The following is a 15079-nucleotide window of genomic DNA, read 5'->3' as shown; positions in this document are numbered from 1 at the left end:
TCCGTCAGAACTTACTGGGTAAACGGGTTGACTATTCTGGTCGTTCGGTTATCGTTGTTGGACCTAACTTGAAAATGTATCAATGTGGCTTGCCGAAAGAAATGGCCATTGAATTGTTTAAACCATTCGTGATGCATGAATTGGTTGGCCGTGAAATTGCCAGCAATATCAAAAATGCTAAACGTAAAATTGAGCGTCAAGAAGATGAAGTTTGGGACGTTCTAGAGGACGTTATCAAAGAACATCCAGTTCTTCTTAACCGGGCACCTACGCTACATAGATTGGGAATTCAAGCTTTTGAACCTGTCTTAGTTGAAGGTCGCGCGATTCGTCTCCATCCATTGGTTTGTGAAGCTTACAATGCCGATTTCGATGGTGACCAAATGGCCGTCCATGTGCCACTTAATGAAGAAGCTCAAGCAGAAGCACGTATGTTGATGCTAGCAGCTCAAAATATCTTGAACCCGAAAGATAGTAAACCAGTTGTCACACCGTCTCAGGATATGGTCTTAGGTAACTATTACTTAACCATGGAAGAAGATGGTCGTGAAGGGGAAGGCATGATCTTCCGTGATGTAGAGGAAGCTGAATTAGCTTGGAAAAATGGTTACGTCCATTTACACACGCGTATCGGTTTGCAAACATCGTCGATGCCAGAAAAACCTTTCACTGATTGGCAACGTGAGCGTACCTTGATTACAACAGTTGGTAAGGCGATTTTTAACGAAATCATGCCACCAGAGTTCCCTTATTTAAATGAGCCAACTGATTATAACTTAACAATTCAAACACCTGATAAGTATTTTGTTGAAAATGGCACGGATATTCCTGCTCATATTAAAGAGCAACCTTTATTAGGCCCATTCAAGAAGAAAAACTTAGGGAATATCATTGCTGAGGTCTTCAAGCGATTCAAAATTACTGAAACCTCAAGAATGTTGGATAGAATGAAAGACTTGGGTTATAAACACTCAACGATTGCTGGGATGACCGTAGGGATTGCCGATATCGTGGTCTTACATGAAAAACATGAAATGATTGAAGAAGCTCATACAAAAGTTGAAAATGTGACAAAACAATTCCGCCGTGGTTTGATTACAGACGACGAGCGTTATGAACGTGTTATTGGGATTTGGAACGCTGTTAAAGATGCTATCCAGTTGAAACTGATGGAAAGCTTGGACGACAAAAACCCAATCTTTATGATGAGTGATTCTGGTGCCCGTGGTAATATCTCTAACTTTACACAGTTAGCTGGTATGCGTGGCTTGATGGCCGCACCGAATGGCCGAATCATGGAATTACCGATTATTTCTAACTTCCGTGAAGGCTTAACGGTCTTGGAAATGTTTATCTCGACCCATGGCGCTCGTAAAGGAATGACCGATACCGCTCTGAAAACTGCCGATTCAGGTTACTTAACTCGTCGTTTAGTTGACGTGGCTCAGGATGTGATTATTCGTGAGGAAGACTGTGGGACTGACCAAGGTCTTGAAGTAATGGCAATTAAAGAAGGTAATGAAATCATTGAAACACTGGAAGAACGTCTTCTAGGTCGTTACGCTCGCAAGACGATTAAACATCCTGAAACTGGTGATGTGATTGTAGCGAGAAACGAAATGATTACAGAAGATTTAACGAAACAAGTGATTGAAGCGGGGATTGAAAAAGTAACCATTCGTTCCGTCTTTACTTGTAACACTAAACATGGTGTGTGTAAACATTGTTACGGTCGTAACATGGCAACAGGTCTTGAGGTTGAAGTTGGGGAAGCAGTTGGAACAATTGCGGCTCAATCAATCGGTGAACCTGGTACACAGTTAACCATGCGTACCTTCCATACAGGTGGGGTTGCCGGAGATGATATTACTCAGGGTCTTCCTCGTATCCAAGAAATCTTTGAAGCACGGAATCCGAAAGGGCAAGCCGTTGTGACTGAGGTAACGGGTGATGTGATTGAAATTACTGAAGATCAAGCAACTCGTATTAGAGAAGTAACGATCAAAGGTAAAACTGATACACGTACTTATGCGGTTCCTTATACCTCTCGCTTAAAAGTTGCTGAAGGTGACATTATTCATCGTGGTGACCCATTAACAGAGGGATCAATTGAACCTAAACAATTATTACAAATTCGCGATGTTATTTCCGTTGGAAACTACCTGCTAAAAGAAGTACAAAAAGTTTACCGTATGCAGGGTGTGGAAATCGGCGATAAACATATCGAGGTAATGGTTCGTCAAATGTTACGTAAGGTCCGCGTTATGGATCCGGGTGATACTGATATCTTACCAGGTACCTTGATTGATATTGCTGAATTTAAACAAGAAAACTACACTACTCTTATTTCTGGTGGAACACCTGCGACAGGTCGTCCAGTCTTACTTGGAATTACTAAAGCCTCACTTGAAACGAATAGTTTCTTGTCAGCTGCGTCCTTCCAAGAAACGACACGTGTCCTTACAGATGCGGCGATTCGTGGTAAGAAAGATCCACTACTTGGTTTGAAAGAAAATGTTATCATCGGTAAGATTATTCCTGCTGGTACTGGTATGCCTAAATACCGTAACATGGAACCAAAAGAAATTGGTGTGGCAAGTGAAAATGTTTATAGCATTAGCGATATCGAAGCCAAAATGGCTGCAGAAGACGCTATGTTAAGCGATAAATAATTGTCTTGAACATACTTATTGAAAACACCCCTTCATCTTTAGAAGATGAAGGGGTGTTTTTTTGAGAATTTTTTATTGGGATAGCTAAGATGCTTCTAGAATTTTAATACATCCCTAAACTAAAGACCCAAGCGATTAAGACGGAGAGGGGGCCGGTAAACATTCTGGAAAAGAGCACAGCTGGTACGCCAATCTCGACGGTATAAGGTTCTGCTTCAGCTAGAGTTAAGCCGACAGGGACAAAGTCGGCACCGGCCTGGGCGTTAATGGCGAAGAGGGCAGGTAATGCCATGGCTGGCGGAATTGTTCCTTTGCCAATTTCAACTCCCAGTAAAACACCGACGACTTGAGCAATGACGGCCCCTGGTCCGAGGATGGGCGACATAACTGGGATGGTACAGATAAAGGCTAAAATAACTAAGCCAAAGACATTGCCTGTTAAAGGTTTTACAGCTGTGGCAATCAGATTGCCAATACCTGTGTAATTGATTAGTCCGACTAGCATGCTAACAAAGGCCATAAAGGGCAGAATCGTTTTTAAGGTAATGTCGATAGTGTCTCGGCCTGCTTGATAAAAGAGGCCCACAACTCGACCGATGGACCGGCCCATTCGGGTAATGAAACCTGTCAAACCTTTTGCAGGAGTATCTTCCCTTTGGTTTTCGGGTTCAGCTGATATTTCTACTGGCTCTAAGGTTGAGTCTGTAGATACGGTATTAGCAGTAGTTAGTTCGATTTGTTTTTCCGTTACCCCTGAGACAAAATTTGTTTCCTTAATAAATTTCATTAAAGGGCCAGCTGGTGGTGTAGCATGCAAGTTAATGGTCATGACATTTAATTTGGGGTAAACGCCACAACGAGCAGTACCGCCACAATCGATCACAACGGCAATCATGTTTTCAGGCTCCACTTTTTCTTTAAAAGCATCAATAGCAGGGACACCAAGGCTATCGGCGATTTTTCTTGCCACGGGGTGAATACCACCGCCAGTGACTGAGGCAATGACGGTTTTAGTATCAGTTTTTTCTAGCGTTAAGGGACCTCCCCAACCTTTTGGTCCTTTAGAGACGATTACTTGTTTAGTCATGTTAAAAGCTCCTTTTATTGGTTAGTTGCTGTTGCGTCTGATTTTTTCCACATGGCTTTGGTGAGCATTTCAGTGACTATTCCTTTGATTAAAATAACAATCATTCCGACGATGAAGTATCTAACGGCTAGTGGCATGACGGATAAACCAAGGGTTGTGAGACCCGAAGAAATCCCAGTCCAGACAAATAACTCACCGGCATTTGCATGGGGAAAAAGCCCTGTAATAGGGTGAACTAGAGAGACTGCTGAATCATAAAAAGCTGGTTTTTGTTTCTCATCTAAAAAGCGTCCGAATGAATAACACATCGGGTTTGTCAAAAAGAAAACTGAGAGCAAGGGGAAAATAGAATAACGTAAAATAATATTTTTGGTACACATTCTTGCAAAGTTTGTGACCCTTTCTTCTCCGATCATGGCGACTAGTGCGTTGACGAATGTCAGCAACACGATTAGGGTGGGTAAAATCCCTGTGACAAGTCCCATGAGGTTTTCGCCCCCAGCGTTAAAAATCCCGATAAAGCCTTCTGCTAGTTTAACTAAAAAGTCCATTGTATAAGTCCTCCGTTTCTTTCTTTACAGACTGAGTGATTCAAGGTTTGCTTTAGCTCGTTCTCGATTGATTAGTGATAGGGCTTGTTCTAAGGCTGACCGTTCTTTCTTTTTTACGAGGGTGCTTAGTTGACTAATGTGTTTGCCAACTAACGGTTGCCGTTTTTTGAAGCGTGAGAAGACGGTCATTCCTTTCATTTCCCGTAATTCAATGATATTGCCCTTTAGATCGGTTGCCACAATCATCACGATGCCACGACCTAGATTAAATTTTGCTTTCGTTATGCCCACACCGATGTGACCGGCAGGGAGTTTCTTCATCTCGTTTAAACTCTCTTGATAATGAGAGGACTGCTTCATTGACATCAAAACTTGCATCAACCAGCAGCTGACAAGTAGCGCGATAATGCCCCAATATTCCATATAGATATCCTCCTAACTATTCGATTTTTTGAAAGCGGTTTATACCTGTATCCTAAACAGGAAAAATGGAAAAGTCAATATGTTTGTAAATTTTTCCATAGCTTTTCACATATGTTACACTTGTGAAAAATGAATCAAAAACCATATGTGACAATGTTTGAACGCGCTTGCTTTTTCACGTTAAACCATTGACAGCGTTTCCGATAAATTGTATGCTTTCAGTGTGTCATATGACTCTACGCGTAGCATATGTTAAACAGCATGGTTTTTTGTTCTAGTTTTTTTGAAATTAGATAAATAGAACCGTTACTTTTTTATCTTATTTTGAAAAAAGCTAAATGAGGAATGAGGAACTTTTCAAACGAGGAGGAAGGAACATGACAATTTATCAAGAACTTTTAGTAAGAGAAAAAGAGGGGAATCCTATTCGAGTAGGTGTTATTGGTGCGGGGCAAATGGGCTTCGGGATGATCGCTCAAATCAGTTCGATTCCTGGCATGATTGTGGCAGGTATCAGCGATATTCAATTGAGCAATGCGCAAAAAGCAGCAGATGCCTACTTAGCATCAGAAAATAAAAAGAATCAGGTGCAAACCTCTACCGACTTTAAGGAAATTGTACACTCTCCACATGTTGAGGTTGTTGTCGATGCCACAGGTGTACCAGAGGTTGGCGCAAAAATTGCTTTAGAAGCGTTACTGGCTAAGAAGCAGCTAGTCTTACTAAATGTTGAAATTGATATTACGATTGGGCCACTTATGCATAAATTGTTTAATTCTGCTGGGTTAGTGTACACGGGATCTGATGGTGACGAACCAGCAGCGACAACGGAGTTATATGAATTTGCCAAATCAATGGGGATGGAAGTGGTTGTGGCTGGTAAAGGGAAAAATAATAAACTAAGAGTGGGCGCAAATCCTGATACGTGTCAAGAAGAAGCCGATAGCAAGGCAATGTCGTCTCACATGCTAGCGGCCTTCCAAGATGGCACCAAAACCATGGCTGAAATGAACTTACTGTCTAATGCCATTGGCTTTATTCCTGATAAGGTGGGCATGCACGGTGTCTCGGCGACGCTAACTGATGTGGTACAAAAGCTGCGCTTGAAATCTGAAGGCGGTGTTTTGGATCGGTATGGTGTTGTGGAATATGTTGATGGGCTGGCGCCAGGTGTTTTTGTTATTGTGAAAGGGCAAAATGAGGGGGTCCGTCATGAATTAAACTATTTGATGAAGGCTGGTGATCAAGATCATCATATTTTATACCGACCTTTCCACTTAGCCAGTTTGGAAACGCCTTTAACTATCGCTAAAGCAGTCATTCGGCAGGATCACGCGATTGTGCCAATGGGGGCACCGGTTTCGGAAACCGTGGCTGTGACGAAAAAAGCGATTAAAGCTGGCGAACGGCTTGACGGTATTGGCGGCTATTGTGTCAGAGGGGTTCTGGAAACTCATGGTGATATGAAGTCTGGGGGTCATATTCCAATTGGGTTGATTTCGGGCGTGGTTGTGGCAAAACGAGACATTCCCTCAGGGACATTCGTGACAGAAGACGATGTGGAATTGGATCAATCAACGACCGTTTGGCAGTTACGTCAATTGCAGAATCAAACATTTGGCTAAAGATTAAGAAAAGAGAGGGGAACCATCAATGGTAAAATCAATCGTAAAAGAAATTGGGGAATTTGCATTCTTTGAGGATGAGCCGATTATTATTTTATTTAATACAACGGCTCCAGAAGGGCTTAAGGAGGTTTGTGTTCTTCATGATTATCAGGAGGAACCGACAAGTGATTTGCTTCAAGTCGGAAGCAAGATTTATTTTGGCAGTCAGGAATATCGGGTAAAGGAGATTGGCAACTTAGCTAACAGCAGTCTCAAGGAGTTGGGGCATGCTTCCTTCTATTTCGATTTAGCACCAGATCAAGAACTTTTACCAGGTTCGGTCTCTCTTGAGCCCCATCAAGTGCCAAGCATTAATGAAGGCGATGAAATATGTTTTAGTTATTAGAAAGGATGGCGGAGAATGGCTTATTCAGATGATTCCAGATTGTTGATTGAAGTTGCTCACATGTATTATGAAGAAGGTGCTAAACAAATTGACGTAGCGAAAAAATTTAATATCAGTCGTTCTCTAGTCTCCAAGTATTTATCTAAAGCACGAGACATCGGCTTAGTGGAAATCATTATTCACGATGAGCAGCTTCACCCTTATCGGCAATTAGAGGAACGAGTGAAACGAGTGTTTACTTTAAATGATGTGGTCTGTATTTCTCCAACGGGAGACTCACAACTGAAAAAGCGATTAGGTGGGGCTGCAGAAAAATACTTGGCCCGTATTATGAAACCTAATTCGATTGTGGGGGTCTCAGCTGGAACAACGGTCAAGGAAGTAGCGATTGCTTTTTCGACGAATTTACAAATGCCAACCGTGACTTTCGTTCCTTTAGTTGGCGGCTTGGGATCTGATCATACCAATCATCAGGCGAATGTTATCTGTGAAATGTTAGCCAAACAAACAGGTGGGATTCGGACGGAATTACATGCACCAGTTGTGGTGGATACGGTGGAAGCCAAGGGAGTGTTTATGGAACAGTCTTTTATAAAGGAGTCCTTCAATTTAGCTCGTCAGGCTGATATTGCCTTAGTGGGCATCGGCGGCTTACCAGTCTATTCGACGATGACTAAATACTATATCAATGAAGTCGATGATTCGGTGATTGGAGATGATTCCGGGGTAGTGGGGGATATTTGCTATAACTTTATTGAGTCGGATGGCAGTTTAAGTGATTGCGCCTGGAATCAACGGGTGTTAACCCTGGAATTAGCCGATTTGAAAAAAATTCCCAATGTGATTGCCGTAGCAGGTGGCCAAGATAAAGTGGATGGTATTCACGCGGCAATCCGAGGCGGGTTGATTGATATCTTAGTAACAGATGCCACAACGGCAAAAGCACTATTAAAGAAAGATGATTAGTTTGGTGTATTTAAGCAGTGAGAGGAGAAAGATTGATGAGTATTTCGATACCTAACAAGGCAGGCTTAACAGATAAAGAGTTAGTAGACTTATATGAGACGATGTGGACCATTCGTTTTTTTGACGAAAAGGTGGATCAATTATTTGCTCGTGGCTTGATTCATGGCACCACTCATTTAGCAGTTGGACAAGAAGCATCGGCGGCAGGAAGTGGTGCGGTTTTAAGACAGACGGATTGGATTACCGCCACTCACCGTGGTCATGGGCAAACCATTGCGAAAGGCACCAATGTAAAGGGCATGATGGCTGAATTATTTGGCCGGACTAACGGGACGAACAAAGGCAAGGGTGGCTCTATGCACATCGCTGAACTGGAGACTGGTAATTTAGGGGCAAATGGCATCGTTGGTGGTGGCTATCCGATTGCCACAGGCGCTGCCTTAACTGCTAAGATGAAAGGACAGGACCGAGTGGCCTTATGCTACGCCGGTGATGGTTCTACCAACGAAGGAAGTTTTCATGAATCGATTAACCTAGGGGCAATTTGGCAGTTACCAGTGGTTTACTTTATTGAAAATAATCAGTATGGCATGAGTGGGTCAATTAAGAAAATGGCTCGGGTTGATAAATTAAGTGATCGGGCCATCGCATATGGGATCCAGGGCGTGACGATTGATGGAAACAATGTGATTGATGTGATTGACGCCACTTATGAGGCCGTTGAAAAAGCCAGAAGAGGGGGAGGCCCAACGATTATTGAAGCCTTAACCTATCGTTGGAAAGGCCATTCTAAATCAGATGCCAAAAAGTACCGGACAAAAGAGGAAGAAGAAAGGTGGCGCAAACAACGTGACCCAATCAAATTGGCTAAAGAGCGTTTTATAGAAGCGGGAATTTTAACGGAAGAGCAAGCGGAAGTGATTCGTTTAAAGGCCAAGGATGCCATTGAAGAGGCGGTGGCATTTGCAGAAGCAGGCGAGATGCCTGAAGCGCGTGCCCTGTATGAGGATGTCTATGCCAAGTAAGGGTGAGTCGAAAAGTTTGTTCAAACAGGAGGAAGTCGAATGCGTGAAATAACCTATTTAGAAGCAGTCAGAGAGGCCTTAAGGGAGGCGATGACGGCAGATCAAGATGTTTTTTTGATGGGAGAAGATATCGGTGTCTATGGTGGGGCTTTTGGTGTGACTCGTGGTTTGGTTGAAGAATTTGGGGAAGACCGAGTTCGCTCAACGCCTATTTCTGAAAGTGCCATAGCCGGCACGGCAGTTGGTGCGGCGATGACAGGGATGCGCCCTGTTTATGAGTTACAGTTTTCCGATTTTATTACGATTGCCCTCGATCAAATTGTCAATCAAGCGGCAAAAATTCATTACATGTATGGCGGGAAAGCTAAAATTCCGTTGGTAATGAGAACCCCAGGTGGTTCAGGAACTGGGGCTGCCGCTCAGCACTCCCAAAGTTTGGAAAATTGGACTGCTCATATTCCTGGGTTGAAAGTGGTTCAGCCGGCGACCGCTTATGACGCGAAAGGTCTGTTACATGCGGCCATTGAAGATGATAACCCGGTGATGTTTTATGAACACAAGCTCTGTTATAAAACTAGCAGTGACGTTCCAGAAGGGAAGTACACGATTCCTTTAGGTGTGGCAGATATTAAACGTCAAGGGGAAGACATTACGATTGTTGCCACAGGGATTATGGTTCATAAGGCCTTGGAGGCAGCAGATCTATTAGCAAAAGAAGGCATTGGGGTTGAAATTGTCGACCCAAGGACGATTGTCCCTTTAGATAAGCAGACGATTATTGAGTCAGTTAAGAAAACAGGACGGGCAATTGTGGTGACAGAGGCGGTTAAGCGGAGTGGCTTTAGCGCAGAGTTAGCCAGTGTGATTGTGGAAAATGAATCCTTTGATTTTCTGGATGCGCCGATTATTCGTTTGGCTGGAGAAGAAGTTCCGATTCCTTATCACCCGGATTTAGAGAAAATGGCTGTGCCTCAAGTAGCAGATATTGTGGCAGCTTGTCAAAAAATGATGGCAAAAGGCTAGTGGGATGGCAGGAAATGTATGATGAAAGTGAAAGATCATCTAAGGAGAGAGGCTACAATCCTTTGAGGATTAAAAAGCGTGTTAATCAGGAGGTTATCTAATGGCTCATGAAGTATTGATGCCCAAGCTTAGTTCAACCATGGCTGAAGGCAGTATTACCCAGTGGTTTAAAGAAGAAGGCGATCCAGTTGAAGTTGGTGAGGCTATTTTTGAAGTGATGACAGATAAAATTGCCATTGAAGTGGAAGCCTATGAAGAAGGCATTTTGTTGAAACGATATTATGACATTGATGAAAGTGCCCCGATTAATTCGGTGGTGGCTTACATTGGTGAATTGGGAGAAGAGGTACCGGAAGCTCCTGAAATCTCCCATACGACCGAGTCAGATTTGCCAGAAAGAGAGGATAAAGCCGTCGTCACCCGTCCTGTTGCCTCTATCATTGGCGAAGGGATTCGCGCAACGCCTGCTGCTCGCAAGTTAGCTCGTGAAAAAGGACTCGATTTGTCCCAACTAATTGGCAGTGGTACCAACGGTAGAATTCACTTAAGCGATGTCCAAGGTGTTTCACCTGTAAATGAGGAAACCGTGATGCTTAATGAAGAAGTGGTAATTCCTTGGGGAGGAATGCGAAAGGTTATTGCTGACAGGATGACTGCCAGTAAAAATAACTTGCCACATGTGACCATGGACGCACAAGTTGATCTAAGGGAAGTCGTGCGACTGCGCCAACAATTACTGCCAATCATTGAAGAACAGACCTCACAACGGCTGAGTTATACGGAGATTCTAATTAAGGCTGTCACGATTGCCTTAAAGCAGTTTCCACGTTTGAATGCACGAGCGATGGACGATGGCATTCATGAGTTTTCTCATGTTAATATGGGCGTGGCAGTTTCTCTTGAGGATGGTTTAGTCGTTCCTGTCATAAAAAACGCTGATTTAATGACGCTATCTGAGTTGACCACAGCAGTAAAACAAGGGGCAGCTGCGGCTCGAAATGGGCGGTTAACAGGTGATCAACTAGCTGACGGTACTTTTACTATTAGTTCTCTGGGGCCTGGAGTTGTCAGACAGTTTAACCCAGTCATCAATGCGCCAGAGGTTGCGATTTTAGGGGTAAGCAGTATCTATGAGGCGCCGTATCAAACCGAAAGTGGCGGTTTGGAAATGGGTTCATGCTTAACCCTTAGTTTATCTTTCGATCACAGGGCAATTGATGGTGCTCCTGTTGCCGCATTTTTATCGGTGTTAGTTGATTTATTAGAGAGACCTTACCAATTGTTGGTGTAAGGGAGAAAGGGTGTGAAACAATTTGACGAAAGAAGAGATTGAAACACTGGTAATCGGTTCTGGTCCTGGTGGCTATGTAGCGGCGATTCGGGCAGCACAACTGGGGAAAGCTGTCACGATTGTGGAAAAAGAGGCAATCGGTGGTGTCTGTCTAAATGTGGGATGTATTCCCTCCAAAGCTTTAATTACGGCAGGGCATCGCTATCAAGAAAGTCAGACGTCTCAATTTCTCGGTTTGAATGTGGCAGGGGCCGAGATGGACTTCTCACAGACCCAACGCTGGAAAAATGAGACGGTTGTTCGCGGCTTAACGGCTGGAATTGCGCAACTGTTAAAGAAAAATAACGTTAAAGTGATTAAAGGGACCGCTCGATTTACTGGCAGGCAACAAGTGGAAATCGTGACGGCTCATGACTCAAAGCATTACTCTTTTCAAGAAGCTGTCATTGCAACAGGCAGTCGACCAATCGAAATTAAAGGCTTTCCTTTTGGTGGTCGGATTTTAGATTCGACTGGGGGACTGAATTTAAAGGAGATTCCTAAGGAACTTGTGATTATTGGGGGTGGGGTCATCGGGTCAGAGCTGGGAAGTGCCTATGCTGATTTGGGAAGTAAGGTCACGTTGTTAGAAGGCTCTAATCAGTTATTGCCTAGTTATGAAAAGGACATGGTCTTAGCCGTGGAAAAGAGTTTTAAGCAAAAAGGCATAGAAAGTGTGATCAATGCTGTGGCTCAAAAGGCTGTCAGCTTTGATACTTATGTGGAGGTCACTTATGAAGCCGCAGGGAAACAACAGACGGTGACGGCTGATTATGTGATGGTGACCGTGGGCCGGCAACCAAATACCGATCATTTAGGACTGGATACAGCGGGGATTTCAGTGGATGCTCGTGGTTTAATTCCCGTGGATTCTCAATACCGTAGTGCTAATCCAGCTATTTATGCCATTGGCGATGTGGTTGAAGGGTTGGCGCTGGCTCATAAGGCCAGTTACGACGCAAAAGTTGTGGCGGAAGTGATTGTTGGTAGAAAGGTCCAAAAGGATTATCAGGCGATGCCAGCTATTTGTTTCACAACACCAGAGTTGGCAACGACAGGCTTCACATTAGCAGAGGCTAAGAAACAGTCGCTATCTGCTACTTCTTATGAGTTTCCCTTACAAGCCAATGGTCGAGCAATCTCACTCAATCAGACTGAGGGCTTTATCAGGTTGATTGTGGCAGCAGATCAACGAATTATTGGGGGACAAATTGTTGGGGCCAACGCCAGTGAATTGATTACAGAGATTAGTCTCGCAGTGGAAGCTAGTTTGACTGTCGAGGATCTTTCTTTGACAATTCATGGTCATCCGACCTTATCTGAGGCTGTGATGGATGTGGCGGAGCTTGCCCAGGGGTTACCCATTCATTTTTAATCAGCAGTAATAGGAAAAAGGTGCTCACTTCTCTACAGAATAGTGAGCACCTTTTTGGTTATAGAAATTCTTCAATCGGAATATCACCATTTTTAATGGTGTAAATATGACCATAGGTGGAGGGTAAAGGCAGAATGGTTTCGACAAATGTGGCGACATCACTGCGAGTTATGGTGGAGCCACCTAAAGAATCGACTTGTGCAATCTTTCCTGTTGGTAACTCATCTGTCAATGTTGTCGGACGAATAATGGTGTAATTGAGCTGACTTTGCTGAAGGGCGTCGTCAGCTTTGCCTTTCGCTTTAAGGTAAGTTGCCAGTGAGTCAGGGCCTTTTTCTGGTTGCCCAGCACCTACTGTACTGATCATCACAAACCTAGTGTGATGAGATTTCGCCAGATTAATAGCGTGAATGGCGGCATTTTGATCGATGGCAATGGTTTTATCGGGACCAGTATGACCACCTGAGCCAGCCGTGAAGATGACGGTGTCGATTTCATAATAGGCTGAGCTGAAATCTCTTTCTAAATCAGCGATGATGGGAGTGCCACCTAATTCTTTTATTACAGGAATTTGTTCTTCTTTGCGTATCATGCCAAAAACGTGATAGTCAGGTACTTTTGCCAGCTTTTCTACTAGCAGTTTGCCAATCTTGCCATGTGCACCAATGATGAGAATTTTCATGCTTTATACCTCCTTCTTAATTATATTAAGTATACTAGATGGTCTTCCATTAGACAAAAGAGGATGCTTTTAGTGTTCTATTTGAATTAAAACGAACTATTTGTTATTTTTTAACTATATCGTTCGTGAAAAACATTGACGAATGAGATATCACTTGTTAAACTAGAGTTAAATTTAGGCTGAAACCTGAAGGGTTCACTTGGTTGACCATGGGTGATATCAGTGTTAAAAAAATCAAAAAGTTTTTATAGGAGGCTATATGATGTCAGTCAAAGTATCGGTTATCATGGGAAGCACATCCGATTGGGAAACCATGAAACTTGCTTGCCATGTGTTGGAGGAGTATGGAATTGAGTATGAAAAACAAGTGGTGTCGGCTCATCGAACACCTGATTACATGTTTGAATTTGCCGAAAAGGCTCAAGCTAGAGGGATTCAAGTGATTATTGCAGGAGCAGGTGGGGCAGCTCATTTACCTGGAATGGTGGCGGCCAAAACAATCTTACCTGTCATCGGTGTTCCAATTAAATCCCGAACATTGAATGGATTGGACTCGTTGTTGTCAATTGTCCAAATGCCTGGTGGCGTTCCAGTTGCAACGGTGGCCATCGGGGAAGCTGGAGCGACAAACGCCGGTCTTTTAGCGGCCCAGATCATAGGTCTTCAAGATGATCAGTTGCAGCAGAAACTAATAACTAAGCGTCAGGAACGAGCTGAGCAAGTGATGGAGGCCAGTGATGAATTACGCTAAGGCAATTTTACCAGGTGAAACCATTGGCATAATCGGTGGTGGGCAGTTAGGACGTATGTTGGCTTTTTCAGCTCAGTCAATGGGTTATAAAGTAGGTGTCCTAGATCCACAGGTCGATTGTCCTGCTGGTCAAGTGGCTACATGGCAAATTGTTGGTGAGTACAGTGATGATATGGCACTAGCTGAAATGGCCGAACGATGTGATGTGTTGACCTATGAGTTCGAGAATATTGACGCAGAAGCATTAGATCGTGTTCGTGAGCAGGTCTTCGTTCCACAAGGGGTGACGGTTTTGGAAGTGACGCAAAATCGTCAACTAGAAAAGAATTTTTTGAGTGAACATGGTTTTCCAGTAGCCTCCTATGAGATGGCTGAACAGGTAGCAGAGCTGGATCGCGCAATTGAAACCATTGGTTATCCCAGTGTCTTAAAAACCATTCGCGGTGGTTACGATGGTCATGGTCAAGTGGTTTTGAAAACGTCTGAAGATTTGAGCCTTGCCAGAGAATTATTAGTGGGTGGAACCTGTGTCCTTGAGCAGTGGGTGAGTTTTGAAAAAGAAGTGTCTATTATGGTCAGTCGTAACCTGGCTGGCGAGATTGCCGTGTTTCCAGTTTCAGAAAATGAACACCGACAGAATATCTTACATCAGTCAATTGTGCCAGCACGTGTGACACCAGCCGTTCAATCGGAGATTCAAGTATTAGCGAAAGCGTTAGCTGAGAAACTTAAGTTATGTGGCGTATTAGGGATTGAATTTTTTATTGGAGAGACGGTAATTATTAACGAACTGGCTCCTCGTCCTCATAATTCTGGGCATTATTCTATAGAAGCGTGTGACTATTCTCAGTTTGATTTACATATATTAAGTATTTGCCAACGGCCTTTACCAGAGGTGAACTTACTACAACCAGCGGTGATGGTTAATATTTTGGGGCAACATGTGGCCCCTATTTACGAGACCCTGTTACAAAAAGCTGAATGGCACGTTCACTTTTATGGAAAAACAGAAGCCAAAGAAAATCGGAAGATGGGTCATGTGACGATTTTGACGAAAAATTGTGAGGACACGTTAGCTGAAATTAAAGGCGAACATATTTGGGACTAACTAACAAAAGGAGAACACTCGCTGATAGTGTTCTTTTTTTTGTTCCCCATTGTCAGGTTCCTTTCTAAAATGA

The 15079-nt window shown here is 43.4% G+C and carries 14 protein-coding genes; 10 read left to right on the top strand and 4 right to left on the bottom strand.

Annotation, left to right across the window (positions count from 1 at the left end; genetic code table 11):
* The coding region (gene rpoC / locus RWN13_RS11985; RefSeq protein ID WP_314063764.1) for a DNA-directed RNA polymerase subunit beta' at positions 1–2672 on the top strand (2672 nt) is incomplete at its 5' end.
* 103 nt (positions 2673–2775) lie between these two features.
* On the opposite strand, the gene RWN13_RS11980 is transcribed toward rpoC, so the two are convergent.
* The 3 genes from RWN13_RS11980 to RWN13_RS11970 are packed head-to-tail and all read right to left on the bottom strand — an operon-like array spanning position 2776 to position 4733.
* Positions 2776–3759 carry a PTS glucitol/sorbitol transporter subunit IIB gene (locus RWN13_RS11980; RefSeq protein ID WP_314063761.1) on the bottom strand — a complete coding sequence of 328 codons (984 nt, stop codon included), beginning with the start codon at positions 3757–3759 and terminating at the stop codon, positions 2776–2778.
* A gap of 14 nt (positions 3760–3773) precedes the next feature.
* On the bottom strand, positions 3774–4310 hold the full coding sequence (locus RWN13_RS11975; protein ID WP_314063759.1) for a PTS glucitol/sorbitol transporter subunit IIC: 537 nt from the start codon (positions 4308–4310) through the stop codon (positions 3774–3776).
* A gap of 24 nt (positions 4311–4334) precedes the next feature.
* Positions 4335–4733: a transcriptional regulator GutM gene (locus tag RWN13_RS11970; protein WP_314063757.1), complete on the bottom strand. Its 399-nt coding sequence runs from the start codon at positions 4731–4733 to the stop codon at positions 4335–4337.
* Between the two features lie 377 nt (positions 4734–5110).
* Here RWN13_RS11970 and RWN13_RS11965 point away from each other — a divergent pair, with 377 nt between their 5' ends.
* The 7 genes from RWN13_RS11965 to lpdA all read left to right on the top strand — a co-directional run bounded on the left by RWN13_RS11965 (position 5111) and on the right by lpdA (position 12465).
* Positions 5111–6358 carry an SAF domain-containing protein gene (locus RWN13_RS11965; RefSeq protein ID WP_314063754.1) on the top strand — a complete coding sequence of 416 codons (1248 nt, stop codon included), beginning with the start codon at positions 5111–5113 and terminating at the stop codon, positions 6356–6358.
* Between the two features lie 28 nt (positions 6359–6386).
* Entirely contained in the window at positions 6387–6746 is a 360-nt protein-coding gene (locus tag RWN13_RS11960) for a PTS glucitol/sorbitol transporter subunit IIA (RefSeq protein WP_209531362.1), read from the top strand.
* 15 nt (positions 6747–6761) lie between these two features.
* Positions 6762–7712, top strand: coding sequence for a sugar-binding transcriptional regulator (locus RWN13_RS11955; protein ID WP_314063752.1), 951 nt, complete (start codon positions 6762–6764; stop codon positions 7710–7712).
* Between the two features lie 35 nt (positions 7713–7747).
* A complete protein-coding gene (locus RWN13_RS11950; RefSeq protein WP_314063749.1) occupies positions 7748–8737 on the top strand; it encodes a thiamine pyrophosphate-dependent dehydrogenase E1 component subunit alpha in 990 nt (329 codons plus the stop codon).
* Between the two features lie 39 nt (positions 8738–8776).
* Complete coding sequence (locus RWN13_RS11945) at positions 8777–9760, top strand: alpha-ketoacid dehydrogenase subunit beta (RefSeq protein WP_314063746.1); 984 nt, start codon at positions 8777–8779, stop codon at positions 9758–9760.
* A gap of 100 nt (positions 9761–9860) precedes the next feature.
* Complete coding sequence (locus RWN13_RS11940; RefSeq protein ID WP_314063743.1) at positions 9861–11051, top strand: dihydrolipoamide acetyltransferase family protein; 1191 nt, start codon at positions 9861–9863, stop codon at positions 11049–11051.
* Positions 11052–11073: 22 nt separating this feature from the next.
* Positions 11074–12465: a dihydrolipoyl dehydrogenase gene (gene lpdA / locus RWN13_RS11935; protein ID WP_314063740.1), complete on the top strand. Its 1392-nt coding sequence runs from the start codon at positions 11074–11076 to the stop codon at positions 12463–12465.
* A 58-nt stretch (positions 12466–12523) separates the two neighbouring features.
* Here lpdA and RWN13_RS11930 read toward each other — a convergent pair whose 3' ends face one another.
* Entirely contained in the window at positions 12524–13147 is a 624-nt protein-coding gene (locus tag RWN13_RS11930; RefSeq protein ID WP_314063738.1) for an SDR family oxidoreductase, read from the bottom strand.
* Between the two features lie 262 nt (positions 13148–13409).
* Between RWN13_RS11930 and purE the strand changes: the two genes are divergently transcribed.
* Positions 13410–13898 carry a 5-(carboxyamino)imidazole ribonucleotide mutase gene (gene purE / locus RWN13_RS11925; RefSeq protein WP_314063735.1) on the top strand — a complete coding sequence of 163 codons (489 nt, stop codon included), beginning with the start codon at positions 13410–13412 and terminating at the stop codon, positions 13896–13898.
* Positions 13885–15006 (top strand): 5-(carboxyamino)imidazole ribonucleotide synthase, encoded by a 1122-nt coding sequence (purK, locus tag RWN13_RS11920; RefSeq protein WP_314063732.1) that lies wholly within the window; start codon positions 13885–13887, stop codon positions 15004–15006. Before purE ends, purK begins: the two co-directional genes overlap by 14 nt.
* The last annotated feature ends 73 nt before the right edge of the window (positions 15007–15079 follow it).

This window comes from uncultured Vagococcus sp. (assembly GCF_963518325.1).
Taxonomy (GTDB): Bacteria; Bacillota; Bacilli; order Lactobacillales; family Vagococcaceae; genus Vagococcus_D.
The sequence above is the reverse complement of the archived record's forward strand: the minus strand, read 5'-3'. Positions and strand labels throughout refer to the sequence as shown.

Excerpts from the sequence above, each read along its gene's own strand:
- RWN13_RS11960 (WP_209531362.1), top strand. The coding sequence starts at position 6,387 with ATGGTAAAATCAATCGTAAAAGAAATTGGGGAATTTGCATTCTTTGAG.
- RWN13_RS11955 (WP_314063752.1), top strand. The coding sequence starts at position 6,762 with ATGGCTTATTCAGATGATTCCAGATTGTTGATTGAAGTTGCTCACATG.
- RWN13_RS11975 (WP_314063759.1), bottom strand. The coding sequence starts at position 4,310 with ATGGACTTTTTAGTTAAACTAGCAGAAGGCTTTATCGGGATTTTTAAC.
- RWN13_RS11965 (WP_314063754.1), top strand. The coding sequence starts at position 5,111 with ATGACAATTTATCAAGAACTTTTAGTAAGAGAAAAAGAGGGGAATCCT.
- RWN13_RS11930 (WP_314063738.1), bottom strand. The coding sequence starts at position 13,147 with ATGAAAATTCTCATCATTGGTGCACATGGCAAGATTGGCAAACTGCTA.
- purK (WP_314063732.1), top strand. The coding sequence starts at position 13,885 with ATGAATTACGCTAAGGCAATTTTACCAGGTGAAACCATTGGCATAATC.
- RWN13_RS11950 (WP_314063749.1), top strand. The coding sequence starts at position 7,748 with ATGAGTATTTCGATACCTAACAAGGCAGGCTTAACAGATAAAGAGTTA.
- RWN13_RS11940 (WP_314063743.1), top strand. The coding sequence starts at position 9,861 with ATGGCTCATGAAGTATTGATGCCCAAGCTTAGTTCAACCATGGCTGAA.
- RWN13_RS11945 (WP_314063746.1), top strand. The coding sequence starts at position 8,777 with ATGCGTGAAATAACCTATTTAGAAGCAGTCAGAGAGGCCTTAAGGGAG.
- purE (WP_314063735.1), top strand. The coding sequence starts at position 13,410 with ATGTCAGTCAAAGTATCGGTTATCATGGGAAGCACATCCGATTGGGAA.
- RWN13_RS11970 (WP_314063757.1), bottom strand. The coding sequence starts at position 4,733 with ATGGAATATTGGGGCATTATCGCGCTACTTGTCAGCTGCTGGTTGATG.
- RWN13_RS11980 (WP_314063761.1), bottom strand. The coding sequence starts at position 3,759 with ATGACTAAACAAGTAATCGTCTCTAAAGGACCAAAAGGTTGGGGAGGT.